Source organism: Paraburkholderia hospita (genome assembly GCF_002902965.1).
GTDB lineage: Bacteria > Pseudomonadota > Gammaproteobacteria > Burkholderiales > Burkholderiaceae > Paraburkholderia > Paraburkholderia hospita.
Genome location: NZ_CP026105.1, coordinates 3,961,268 through 3,972,795 on the forward strand (window position 1 = coordinate 3,961,268; position 11,528 = coordinate 3,972,795).

At 60.7% G+C, this 11,528-nt stretch carries 12 protein-coding genes; 5 read left to right on the top strand and 7 right to left on the bottom strand.

The window, feature by feature from the left end:
- Positions 1-47: 47 nt before the first annotated feature.
- The 5 genes from C2L64_RS18015 to C2L64_RS18035 all read right to left on the bottom strand — a co-directional run bounded on the left by C2L64_RS18015 (position 48) and on the right by C2L64_RS18035 (position 6,520).
- Positions 48-1,265 (bottom strand): ABC transporter substrate-binding protein, encoded by a 1,218-nt coding sequence (locus tag C2L64_RS18015; RefSeq protein WP_090834711.1) that lies wholly within the window; start codon positions 1,263-1,265, stop codon positions 48-50.
- Between the two features lie 107 nt (positions 1,266-1,372).
- Positions 1,373-2,128 (bottom strand): ABC transporter ATP-binding protein, encoded by a 756-nt coding sequence (locus tag C2L64_RS18020; RefSeq protein ID WP_090834713.1) that lies wholly within the window; start codon positions 2,126-2,128, stop codon positions 1,373-1,375.
- Entirely contained in the window at positions 2,125-2,904 is a 780-nt protein-coding gene (locus C2L64_RS18025; protein ID WP_035987717.1) for an ABC transporter ATP-binding protein, read from the bottom strand. The genes C2L64_RS18020 and C2L64_RS18025 overlap by 4 nt, the downstream gene beginning before the upstream one ends.
- A gap of 244 nt (positions 2,905-3,148) precedes the next feature.
- Positions 3,149-4,843: a GMC family oxidoreductase gene (locus tag C2L64_RS18030; protein ID WP_090835013.1), complete on the bottom strand. Its 1,695-nt coding sequence runs from the start codon at positions 4,841-4,843 to the stop codon at positions 3,149-3,151.
- 159 nt (positions 4,844-5,002) lie between these two features.
- The gene (locus C2L64_RS18035; protein WP_090834715.1) at positions 5,003-6,520 is read right to left on the bottom strand and encodes a CoA-acylating methylmalonate-semialdehyde dehydrogenase; all 1,518 of its coding nucleotides are present in this window, start codon (positions 6,518-6,520) and stop codon (positions 5,003-5,005) included.
- 148 nt (positions 6,521-6,668) lie between these two features.
- On the opposite strand from C2L64_RS18035, the gene C2L64_RS18040 reads away from it, so the two are divergent.
- Positions 6,669-7,568, top strand: coding sequence for a LysR family transcriptional regulator (locus C2L64_RS18040; protein ID WP_090834717.1), 900 nt, complete (start codon positions 6,669-6,671; stop codon positions 7,566-7,568).
- Between the two features lie 276 nt (positions 7,569-7,844).
- Complete coding sequence (locus tag C2L64_RS18045; RefSeq protein ID WP_090834719.1) at positions 7,845-8,375, top strand: class IV adenylate cyclase; 531 nt, start codon at positions 7,845-7,847, stop codon at positions 8,373-8,375.
- A gap of 19 nt (positions 8,376-8,394) precedes the next feature.
- Here C2L64_RS18045 and C2L64_RS18050 read toward each other — a convergent pair whose 3' ends face one another.
- Positions 8,395-8,886: an Lrp/AsnC family transcriptional regulator gene (locus C2L64_RS18050; RefSeq protein WP_007581720.1), complete on the bottom strand. Its 492-nt coding sequence runs from the start codon at positions 8,884-8,886 to the stop codon at positions 8,395-8,397.
- Positions 8,887-9,038: 152 nt separating this feature from the next.
- Between C2L64_RS18050 and phhA the strand changes: the two genes are divergently transcribed.
- Complete coding sequence (gene phhA, locus C2L64_RS18055; RefSeq protein WP_090834721.1) at positions 9,039-9,929, top strand: phenylalanine 4-monooxygenase; 891 nt, start codon at positions 9,039-9,041, stop codon at positions 9,927-9,929.
- A gap of 107 nt (positions 9,930-10,036) precedes the next feature.
- Entirely contained in the window at positions 10,037-10,333 is a 297-nt protein-coding gene (locus C2L64_RS18060; protein ID WP_242681981.1) for a 4a-hydroxytetrahydrobiopterin dehydratase, read from the top strand.
- A gap of 96 nt (positions 10,334-10,429) precedes the next feature.
- Here the strand turns inward: C2L64_RS18060 and C2L64_RS18065 are convergent, their stop codons facing one another.
- Positions 10,430-10,660: a DUF3717 domain-containing protein gene (locus tag C2L64_RS18065; RefSeq protein ID WP_090835015.1), complete on the bottom strand. Its 231-nt coding sequence runs from the start codon at positions 10,658-10,660 to the stop codon at positions 10,430-10,432.
- A 115-nt stretch (positions 10,661-10,775) separates the two neighbouring features.
- Here C2L64_RS18065 and C2L64_RS18070 point away from each other — a divergent pair, with 115 nt between their 5' ends.
- Positions 10,776-11,462 carry a response regulator transcription factor gene (locus tag C2L64_RS18070; RefSeq protein ID WP_007581727.1) on the top strand — a complete coding sequence of 229 codons (687 nt, stop codon included), beginning with the start codon at positions 10,776-10,778 and terminating at the stop codon, positions 11,460-11,462.
- The last annotated feature ends 66 nt before the right edge of the window (positions 11,463-11,528 follow it).

The window sequence follows — 11,528 nt, forward strand, 5'->3', positions numbered from 1 at the left end:
CAGCGGGCGGCACCTGCGCCGCCCTTCACGTATCGACTGCGAACCGCTTACTTCCAGAGCGCGCAGCGCGATTCCGCTTTCGTTCCGAATGCCTGATCGCCGGGAATCGTTGCGGTGATCTTGTAGTAATCCCACGGCTCTTTCGATTCCGACGGCTTCTTCACTTCCATCAGGTACATGTCGTGGATCATGCTGCCGTCCTGACGGATGTAGCCCTTCGCGTAGAAATCGTCGATCTTCGTCTTGTGCAGTTGATCCATCACCTTGTCGCTGTCGGTCGTGCCAGCTGCCTGCACGGCCTTCAGATAAGTGGTGACGGCTGAATAGTCCGCTGCCTGCAGACTGGTCGGCATCTTCTTCATTTTGTCGAAGTAGCGCTGCGCCCACTTGCGAGTGTTTGCGTCCTTGTTCCAATACCAGCTATCGGTCGCGACCAGACCTTGCGTCGTTTCAAGTCCGAGGCTGTGGATATCGGTCAGGAAGATCAGCAGCGCGGCGATCTTCATCGACTTTGTGACGCCGAATTCTTTGGCGGCCTTGATCGCGTTGATCGTGTCGCCGCCCGCATTCGCGAGACCGAGCACCTGCGCCTTCGATCCTTGAGCCTGCAACAGGAACGACGAGAAATCCGATGCCGACAACGGATGGCGCACCGTGCCGAGAACCTGTCCGCCATTCGCCTTGACCACCTCCGACGTGTTCTTTTCGAGCGCCTTGCCGAACGCGTAGTCCGCCGTCAGAAAGTACCAGGTCTTGCCGCCCTGCTTCGTCACGGCCGAACCCGTGCCTTTTGAAAGCGCCATCGTGTCGTACGCGTAGTGGACCGTGTACGGCGTGCATTGCTCGTTGGTGAGGTTATCCGCGCCCGCACCGATGTTGATGTACGGAATCTTCTTCTCACCCGCAACCTGGTTGGTCGACAGCGCAGTGGCCGAGTTCGTGCCGCCGATGATCACGTTGACCCCGTCGCGGTCGATCCATTCACGCGCGCGCGACGCGGCAATATCCGCCTTGTTCTGGTGATCGGCATAGACCAGTTCGACCGGCTTGCCATTCACCTTGCCGCCGAAATCGGCAATCGCCATGCGGATCGCTTCGAGGCCGCCCTGGCCATCGAGATCCGCATAAAGACCGGACAGATCAGTGATATAGCCGATCTTGACGGTCTGGCCGTCCGCGGCCTGCGCGTTACCCGCAGCGAACATCGTGCCCGCGGCGGCCGCAAAGCAGACTGCTGACAGCCTGGCGAAGTTCTTCAGTTTCATGCGTGTCTCCTGTTTCCATGCTTGTGGTTATCAGAGGCATCTGGGTATGTCGTGCGTCGCAGTTCCCATGACGACCCCGATTTCTCATCGGGATGCGTCCACCCCACTTAGACGCCGAGCAAATCGTGCAGCACCGGCATTTTGCTTTCGAGTTCCTTTGCACCGAAATGCTCGACGATGCGTCCATGCTCCATCACATAGAAGCGATCGGCGAGCGGCGCGGCAAAGCGGAAATTCTGTTCGACCATCACGATCGTGTAGCCGCGCGCCTTCAGCGTCACGATCATGCGCGCGAGCGCCTGTACGATCACGGGCGCCAGGCCTTCGGAGATTTCATCGAGCAACAGCAGGTTCGCGCCCGTGCGCAGGATGCGCGCGACGGCCAGCATCTGTTGCTCGCCGCCCGACAGACGCGTCCCCTGGCTCATGCGTCGTTCCTGGAGATTGGGAAACATCTGGTAGATCTCGTCGATCGACATCATCAACGACTTGTCGCCGACAGGCGGCGGCAGCATCAGATTTTCTTCACACGACAGGCTCGAAAAGATACCGCGCTCTTCCGGGCAATAGCCGACGGCGCAATGCGCAATGCGATGCGTCGCCATCGAAATCGTCTCGCGCCCACCGACGCGGATCGAGCCCGTACGCCGGCCCGTCAGGCCCATGATCGCGCGCAGCGTCGTGGTGCGGCCCGCGCCATTGCGGCCGAGCAGCGTGACGACTTCACCGCGGCTGACGGTCAGATCGACGCCATGCAGGATGTGCGATTCGCCGTACCACGCCTGCAGCCCCGCGATCTCCAGCGCGGGCTCGCCGCTCATCACACTGACCGATGCGTCTTCCTGTTCGCTCACAGTGCTCATGCATGCGCTCCGGCAAGCGCCGCGTCCGCACTGCCCATATAGGCCTGCATGACGAGCGGGTTCTTCGAGACTTCCGCGTACGTGCCTTCGGCGAGCACCTCGCCGCGTTGCAGGACGGTAATCGTGTCGGAGATGCCGGCTATCACATTCATGTTGTGTTCGACCATCAGGATCGTGCGACCCGCCGATACTTTTTTGATCAGCGCAGTCACGCGGTCAACGTCTTCATGTCCCATGCCTTGCGTCGGTTCGTCGAGCAGCATCAGTTCGGGCTCCATGCCGAGCGTCGTGGCGATTTCGAGCGCGCGTTTGCGCCCATACGACAGCTCGACGGCGGGCACATCGGCGAAATCGGTCAAGCCTACCTGCGTGAGCAGATCGATCGCGCGGTCATCGAGTTGACGCAACGTGCGCTCGCTTCTCCAGAAATGAAACGCCGAGCCGAGCTGACGTTGCAGACCGACGCGGACGTTCTGCAATGCCGTCAGATGCGGAAATACAGCAGAAATCTGAAAGGAGCGGATGATGCCGCGACGCGCGACCTGCGCAGGACGTTCGCCCGTGATGTCGATGCCGTCAAAGACGATCTGACCCGCAGTGGGCACAAGAAATTTGGTGAGCAGATTGAAGCAGGTGGTCTTGCCTGCGCCGTTTGGCCCGATGAGCGCGTGGATCGAACCGCGCTTCACGCGCAGGTTCACACCGTTGACTGCGGTAAAACCCTTGAACTCACGAGTGAGCCCGCGCGTTTCGAGTATCGTATCGCCGAGAATCATGTTCCCTTCCATGCGAAGTAAGGCGAAGCATTACCGCGTTTTATGCCGCGCTGAATCGTCGCGACTGTTATTGGCGATGACACCCCCGTGCCAATCGTGGCGTGGTGCACCAATGCGGACGGTAATCCATGCCGCACCACGCAGCATGGGTGCCATTGTCGCGCCAATGATGCAGCGCAATCATTGGGATTTGCACTTAGTGTTTAATGCGACCTTCGTGCCGCAAAACGTTAAACGTTGCGTGTCATGCAACGGACATCGGTGACGCGGCGTTGGTTTCGATGGTGTGACTGTCTCTTCGCGCACGACGCTCGGCGCGAATCATGTCGCTCGCGCGTTCTGCGATCATCAGTGTCGGCGAGTTCGTGTTGCCTGAGGTGATGGTGGGCATCACGGATGCATCGACCACGCGCAGCCCTTCGACACCGATCACCCGCAAGCGGCCATCGACGACAGCGCCGGGATCATTCGATGTGCCCATCCGGCACGTGCCGACGGGATGGAAGATGGTTGTACCGACTTGACCCGCCGCGATCTGCAATTCTTCCTCGGTCTGAAACTGGATGCCGGGCAAGATCTCTTCGGGCCGATAGAGTTTCAATGCAGGCGAGGCCGCAATGCGACGAGTGAGACGCAATGCATTCGCAGCGACGTGACGGTCGTAATCCGTCGACAGATAGTTCGGCGCGATCAGCGGCGCGGTGTGCGGATCGCGTGATTCGATATGCACGCTGCCGCGCGAAGTCGGACGCAAATGGCAGACAGATGCCGTAAAGGCATTGAAGCGATGCAAGGGTTCGCCGAACTTGTCGAGTGAAAGCGGCTGTACGTGATACTCGAGATCGGAACGCGTCAACGAGCCGTCGTTCACATCGGACTTCGCGAACGCGCCGAGTTGCGACGGCGACATCGACATCGGCCCGCTTTGCGTCAGCAGATACTGCAGCCCGATCATCATCTTGCCCCACCAGTGTGCGGAGGCCGTATTCAATGTGCGCACGCCGTGCACCTTATACGCCATGCGTAACTGCAAATGGTCCTGAAGATTTTCGCCGACGCCCCGCAAATCGTTCACGACCTCGATGCCGAGATTCTGCAGACGCGCGCCATTACCGATGCCAGACAATTCGAGTAATTGCGGCGAGTTCACTGCGCCCGAGCTCATGACGACTTCGATGCGCGCCTTTGCGATGTACTCGACATTGTCGCCACGATATTCGACACCGACGCACCGCTTGCCTTCAAATACGACGCGCTGCGTGTGCGCGCCCGTGATGACGGTGAGATTCGACCGCTGCAACGCAGGCCGCAAAAAAGCCTTCGATGCATTCCAGCGAATCCCGCGCTTCTGGTTCACATCGAAATAGCCGACGCCGGTGTTGTCGCCGCGATTGAAATCGTCGGTGGCGGGAATACCGGCTTCCTGGGCGGCTTCGGCGAACTTCTCCAGAATCTTCCATTTGAGACGCTGCTTTTCAACGCGCCATTGACCGCCCGCGCCGTGAAATTCATTCGCGCCACCATGATGGTCTTCGCTACGTTTGAAGATGGGCAGCACAACATCCCACGACCACGACGAATCGCCCGTCACACGCGCCCATTCGTCGTAATCTTCACGCTGTCCGCGCATGTAGATCATGCCGTTGATCGACGAGCATCCGCCCAGTACACGCCCCCGCGGATACGACAATGCACGTCCGTTGAGTCCGGGTTCTGCCTGCGTTTTATAGAGCCAATCAGTGCGCGGATTGCCAATGCAATAGAGGTAACCGACGGGCACATGAATCCAGTGGTAATCGTCCTTGCCTCCCGCTTCGAGCAGCAGCACGGTGACGTCGGGATCTTCGGTCAGGCGGTTCGCAAGCACGCAACCCGCCGTGCCCGCACCAATGACGATGTAGTCGAATTCGCCTTCGAGTTTTCTTGCTGTCGTGCTCACCCTTGTCTCCTTCGCATGGCCACGTTGCATGGCATCTGATTGCGCTTTGGGCGTTTGTCTCGCTACTGCTTTTTGTTTATCGACACCACACGTGTGATGCGCACGGCACTGCGTTATTGAAAACGCAATGCCGTGGCCATTCCGATCTACTGATTCGCGTTACTTCGCAACAGGCATCGTGAACTCGGCGCCCTTCGCGATACTGTCCGGCCAGCGCTGCATGATGCTCTTGTAGCGCGTATAGAAGCGCACGCCTTCTTCGCCGTACGCGTGGTGATCGCCGAACAGCGACCGCTTCCAGCCGCCGAACGAGTGCCATGCCATCGGCACGGGAATCGGCACGTTGATGCCGACCATGCCAATCTGGATCTGACGCGAGAACGCGCGTGCAACACCGCCATCCGACGTGAACAGCGACACGCCGTTCGCAAACTCGTTCTTGTTGATGAGTTCGACTGCCGAAGCAAAATCGGGCACGCGCACCACGCACAACACGGGGCCGAAGATTTCTTCGCGATAGATCTTCATGTCGGTCTTCACATCGTCGAACAATGTGCCGCCGAGGAAGAAGCCTTTCTCGTGACCCGGCACCTTGTGCCCGCGTCCATCGACCACCAGTTTCGCGCCCGCCTCGATCCCTGCGTCGATATAACCCGACACCTTCTCGCGATGCGCCGCCGTCACGAGCGGACCCATTTCCGCTTCGCCTTCCATGCCGTTCATGATCTTCAGCGTCTTCACGCGCGGCGTGAGCCTGTCGATCAGTTCGTCGGCGATATGACCGACTGCGACTGCAACGGAAATCGCCATACAACGCTCACCCGCCGAACCATACGCTGCGCCGATCAATGCATCGACGGCCTGATCGAGATCCGCATCCGGCATCACGACGAGGTGGTTCTTCGCGCCGCCCAGCGCCTGCACACGCTTACCGTGCTTCGTACCTTCCGTGTAGATGTATTCGGCAATCGGCGTGGAACCGACGAACGACAGCGCGCTGACATCGGGATGCACGAGCAATGCATCGACGGCCACCTTGTCGCCGTGCACGACGTTGAACACGCCGTCAGGCAAGCCCGCTTCCTTCAGCAACTCGGCAAGACGGATCGACGCCGACGGATCGCGTTCCGACGGCTTCAACACGAACGTGTTGCCGCATGCGATCGCGACCGGGAACATCCAGCACGGGACCATCATCGGGAAGTTGAACGGCGTGATACCCGCGACCACACCCAACGACTGACGCAGGTTCCAGTTGTCGATGCCGCCGCCGATCTGATCGGTGAAGTCCGTCTTCAACAGATTCGGAATGCCGCACGCGAATTCGACGATCTCGATGCCGCGCATCACTTCGCCCTTCGCGTCCGAGAACACTTTGCCGTGCTCGCGCGTGATCAGTTCGGCGAGTTCGTCGTGGTGACGGTCGAGCAGTTCCTTGAACTTAAACAGCACACGAGCGCGCTTGATCGGTGCCGTTTCGCTCCATGCGGGAAACGCGGCGTTAGCGGCGGCAACGGCTGCATCGACTTCGGCGACGCTCGCGAGCGGCACGCGTGACGACACTTCGCCTGTCGCCGGATTGAACACGTCGCCGAAGCGCTGGCTCGTGCCATCGATAAGATGGCCGTTGATCACGTGTGTCAGCGCGCGCACTTTGCCTTGATCTGTCTCGCTCATGGTGTCTCCTGTGTAGGACTTTCTGATGGTCGATGCTGCAGCGCAATGGAGCACGCTTTCGCATGATCTTTCCAGCGTAATCGGCAAGTGCGTCGCAAATCCAATCAGAAATGCTCAAATGCGATATAAGGCGCGTTAATATCAGCGGATGGATCTCACCCTGCTCCGCGCCTTTGCGACGGTCGCGCGCGAAGGCAATCTGACGCGCGCTGCCGCGCAATTGCATTTGACCCAGCCCGCCGTCAGCCTGCAGATCAAGAACCTGCAAACCGCGCTCGGCGTGACGCTTTTCACGCGCACGTCGCACGGGCTCTCGCTCACGCGCGACGGTCAGGCGCTGTTGCCACACGCGGAGCGCGCGCTCGCGGCCGCCAACGATGTCGAACGGGCCGCCGCCACACTGCGCCAGGAAGTGCGCGGGCGTCTGCGCATCGGCACGATTCTCGATCCGGCGTTTCTGCGGCTCGGCGGGTTTCTGAAGCAGCTCGTCGAGACGTGGCCGCACATCGAAACGCAATTGCGGCACGGCATGTCCGGCTGGGTGCGCGATCAGGTGCGCGCGGGCGAACTCGACGTCGGCTATTACATCGGCCAGCCGGACGAAGACGAACCACGCGACAGCGCGATCTTTCACGCCGTCACGCTGACACACTTCCAATACCGCGTGCTGGCGCCGCCCGGCTGGAAGGACCGCATGAAAGGCGCGCGCGACTGGCGTGCGCTCGCTTCGTTTCCGTGGATCTGGACACCGCCCGCGTCCGCGCACAACCGGCTGCTGACGCGCCGCTTCGCCGATGCCGGCGTCAAGCCCATCAAGGTCGCGGAAGTCGATCAGGAACCGTCGATGCTCGATCTCGTCAAATCAGGCGTCGGGCTCACGCTCGCGCGCGATTCGACCGCGCTTGCCGAAGCGCACGCGCATGCGCTGACGATCGTCGAAGGCATCACGGTGCCGACAGAGCTGACGTTCATCACGCTTGCTGCGCACAAGGACGAGCCGGCGATCGCCGTGGCGCTCAAGCTGATCGAACAGCAGTGGTCGGCATAAGCGGTACACGCGGAACGCGCATCGCATCGCGCGAAAAGCAGCGTCGCGCGATATGAGCCGACCTCATGACACAGCGAGGTTTTTGCACCCTTCGGATGCCGTGGCCTTTAACCACATCGTCATGGGCTTTTTGCTAGATTGACGCTTTGCCCGCTTTTCCCCCGCTGTTTTCCGTATCCCTTTGGTCTCTGCCGACCGGTTTGCGCACTCAGGCAATCGGGGCGAACCCGTTGTCGTCAGAAGCCGTCCACGTTCACCTTTCGACAGGAGCTTCACATGGCACGCAACATCGAAATCAAAGCTCGCGCGCAGCACTTCGAACAGCTTCGCGAGCGCGCCGCTGCGCTTTCGCCTGACGCTCCTTTGATTTTTCGCCAGCAGGACTTTTTCTACGACGTGCCGCGTGGCCGTCTGAAGTTGCGCCAGTTCGACGACGGCACGCCCGCCGAACTGATCTTCTATCAGCGCGACGACCGCGACGGCCCGAAGGCGTCGTACTACACGCGCAGCCCGGTGACGAACCCCGAAGCGATGCACTCGCTGCTCGCCACCGCGCTCACGACGCGCGGCATCGTCACGAAGGAGCGCCACGTCTATATCGTCGGGCGCACGCGGATTCACCTGGATCGCGTCGACGGTCTCGGCGATTTCGTCGAGCTCGAAGTCGTGCTCGCGCAGGATGACGACGAAGAAGGCGGCGAAAAGGAAGCGCACGCCGTGTTCTCGAAGCTCGGCGTACCGGATTCGGACCTGGTTGCCGTCGCCTATGTGGATATGCTGAATCAGGAGCCGTTGAAAGCCGCCTGATTTCCGATATGCCGCGAGGTCAGACGGCGGCCGCGCCCGGCGCCAGATGACCGAGCGGCAATGGGCCGTTGCGCTTGAACGTCGTCAGCACGATGTACGAGCGCACGCTGTCGACACCCGGCACTCGCATCAGCTTCTTCATCACGAACGACGACAGCGCGTTCAGATCCGGCGCCACGATACGCAGCAGATAATCCGCGTCGCCAACCACCGCGTGGCACTCCAGCACCTCGGGCAGCACATCGATCTGCTGCTGGAACTGCTCGATGATCGAATCGCCGTGGTGCTTCAGCTTCAGGCTGGTAAAGGCCGTCACGCCGAGCCCGAGCTTTTCCGGCCGCAGCACCACGCGATAGCCGTCGACCACGCCGATCGACTCCAGCCGCTGCAGGCGCCGCCCGATTTGCGATGGCGACAGCGGCACCTGCTCGCCCAGTTGCTGGTGCGTCGCGCGCCCGAAGCGCTGCAGGACGTCGAGCAGTGCCAGATCGAAGTGATCGAGCTCTAGCATGTAAATTCTCCGCATGAATTGGCGATCTAATGCACGATTATCGCATTCTCACCGTGCGATTCGGAAAACGTGCGCCCTTTCCGCGTGTTACCCGCTCTAGACTTGCACGGTTTCCATCTATCGGGCGAGCCGCGCCCGGCCAGTCATCCGTCATGTCAGTCCCGAACACCGCGAAGCTCAAGGAGCAATTTGACGCCGGCCTCGAGACCCGAGCCGACTTCACCATCGACCAGCCGATGCATCGCTATGGCGCGGTCGATCACGCGGTGTGGAAGCAGCTCTATACGCGGCAGACGGCGCTGCTCAAAGGGCGCGTGTGCGACGATTTTCTGGAAGGCGTCGAGCGGCTGAATCTGTCGCCGGAAAGCGTGCCTTCGTTCGAAGCGATCAACGAACAGCTGATGCCTGCGACCGGCTGGCGGATCGTCGCCGTGCCGGGCCTCGTGCCGGATCAGGTGTTTTTCGAGCATCTGGCGAACCGCCGCTTTCCCGTGACGTGGTGGATGCGCCGCCCGGATCAGCTCGACTATCTTCAGGAGCCCGACTGCTTCCATGATCTGTACGGGCATGTGCCGCTGCTGATCAACGCCGTGTTCGCCGATTACATGCACGCATATGGCCGCGCGGCCCTCGCTGCGAACGATGCGAATGCGCTGCCGCTGCTAGCGCGCCTCTATTGGTACACAGTCGAGTTCGGCCTGATCCGCGACGACGCGAGTCCGAACGGCGTAAAGATCTACGGTGCGGGCATCGTGTCGAGCAAAGGCGAGACGCTCTATAGCCAGCAAAGCGACGCGCCCAATCGCATCGCGTTCGATCTCGAACGCGTGATGCAGACGCAATATCGGATCGACACGTTCCAGAAGACCTACTTCGTGATCGACGATTTCTCGCAACTGTTCGACGTCGCGCGTACCGACTTCGCGCCGCTACTGGCGAAGCTCGCGCATGGGGCACCTTTCCCGGCAGGCGAAGTGCGCGCCACCGACACCGTCATCACGCGCGGCACGGGCGAAGGCTGGGCGACGGACGGCGACATCTGACGTAGCGCGCTGCAGCAACCCTTCAACCGTGAAAAAATAGGACGACCGCGTATGCGCCAATGCACGCGGCATCGGCGCGGCCACGCGCGGCTAAAAAAGGTGACACGATGATCGAGAAACTCTCTTCCGAACAACGCGCAACGCAGATCGCTCAACTCGACGGCTGGCAAAACGTCGAAGCCCGCGACGCGATCAAACGGCAGTTCAAGTTCGCCGACTTCAACGAAGCGTTCGGCTTCATGACGCGCGTCGCGATCAAAGCCCAGGAAATGGACCATCATCCGGAATGGTTCAACGTCTACAGCAACGTCGAGATCACGCTATCGACGCACGATGCAAACGGAATCACCGAGCGCGACATTCGCCTCGCTCGTTTTATCGATGAAATTGCGGCTGGAAAGTGACTTGAGCCGTTGATCGGACGAAAGCCGGTGACGCTCCAAAACCCTGACGAAAACCCGTTATGAAAGCGTTTTGCAGGTAATCAGGCCACCAAACCTTCACTTCGTTAGGTCATTCTTAAGGGACACGTAAGAATCCCACGCGGCGCGGGCAATCTCGTCCATTCCTTCCTGCGGCAGCACGGTCTGTCGCTGTACAATCATCAGCGCATACGGCTTGGAGAGCGCGCTTGCCTCCTTGCACAGAACGAGTTCGTCACCGCTCGAAGGCGAGCGGGAACGCCAGAAATTGATCGCGGCTTCCAGTTCGTAGATCGTAATATCGGACATGGCTGGCAGATCTGTTGAAGGCCGCATCGACGGCACGCCGCACGGCATTCTGTGCAGCAGGCGCCCCGGCGAACCGCGTGCCCCTTGCCCAACCCATTGTACTTGAGCGAAACCCATGCGACTCCTTCTGATCGAAGACGACCGCCCTATCGCGCGCGGCATCCAAAGCAGTCTCGAACAAGCCGGCTTCACGGTCGACATGGTCCACGACGGCATCTTCGCCGAACAGGCCCTCACGCAAAACCGCCACGAGCTCGTGATCCTCGATCTGGGACTGCCCGGCATCGATGGCATGACGCTGCTGTCGCGTTTCCGTCAGAGCAACCGTCATACGCCCGTGATCGTGCTGACGGCGCGCGACGAGCTGAATGACCGCGTGCAAGGCCTCAATTCCGGCGCCGACGACTACATGCTGAAGCCGTTCGAACCCGCCGAACTCGAAGCGCGTATTCGCGCCGTGATGCGCCGCAGCGGACCGCATGGCGACATGCCACGTCCGGAAGTGTCGCTCGGTGGCGTGCGTCTGTCGGGTGTGGATCGCCGCATCTTCAACGACGACAAGCCGCTCGAACTGTCGCCGCGCGAATTCGCGGTGCTCGAAATGCTGTTGCTGCGCCATGGCCGCGTGGTCAGCAAGGCGCAACTGCAGGATCACCTGACGCACTTCGGCGGCGATCTCGGCGACACCGCGATCGAAGTCTATGTGCACCGGGTGCGCAAAAAGCTCGAAAACTGCCGTGTCGAAATCGTCACGGTGCGCGGCTTCGGCTATCTGCTCCAGGAAATCCGCCAGGCGTCATAATGGTCGTCAAGACCGTTGTGGTCTGACGGCGTCCGGGTTGTCCGACGGGCGGCCGCAAGCGCATCC

Bases quoted from the DNA above. Each gene is read 5' to 3' on its own strand.
- C2L64_RS18015 (WP_090834711.1), bottom strand. From the start codon at position 1,265: ATGAAACTGAAGAACTTCGCCAGGCTGTCAGCAGTCTGCTTTGCGGCC.
- C2L64_RS18020 (WP_090834713.1), bottom strand. From the start codon at position 2,128: ATGAGCACTGTGAGCGAACAGGAAGACGCATCGGTCAGTGTGATGAGC.
- C2L64_RS18025 (WP_035987717.1), bottom strand. From the start codon at position 2,904: ATGATTCTCGGCGATACGATACTCGAAACGCGCGGGCTCACTCGTGAG.
- C2L64_RS18035 (WP_090834715.1), bottom strand. From the start codon at position 6,520: ATGAGCGAGACAGATCAAGGCAAAGTGCGCGCGCTGACACACGTGATC.
- C2L64_RS18040 (WP_090834717.1), top strand. From the start codon at position 6,669: ATGGATCTCACCCTGCTCCGCGCCTTTGCGACGGTCGCGCGCGAAGGC.
- C2L64_RS18045 (WP_090834719.1), top strand. From the start codon at position 7,845: ATGGCACGCAACATCGAAATCAAAGCTCGCGCGCAGCACTTCGAACAG.
- C2L64_RS18050 (WP_007581720.1), bottom strand. From the start codon at position 8,886: ATGCTAGAGCTCGATCACTTCGATCTGGCACTGCTCGACGTCCTGCAG.
- phhA (WP_090834721.1), top strand. From the start codon at position 9,039: ATGTCAGTCCCGAACACCGCGAAGCTCAAGGAGCAATTTGACGCCGGC.
- C2L64_RS18060 (WP_242681981.1), top strand. From the start codon at position 10,037: ATGATCGAGAAACTCTCTTCCGAACAACGCGCAACGCAGATCGCTCAA.
- C2L64_RS18065 (WP_090835015.1), bottom strand. From the start codon at position 10,660: ATGTCCGATATTACGATCTACGAACTGGAAGCCGCGATCAATTTCTGG.
- C2L64_RS18070 (WP_007581727.1), top strand. From the start codon at position 10,776: ATGCGACTCCTTCTGATCGAAGACGACCGCCCTATCGCGCGCGGCATC.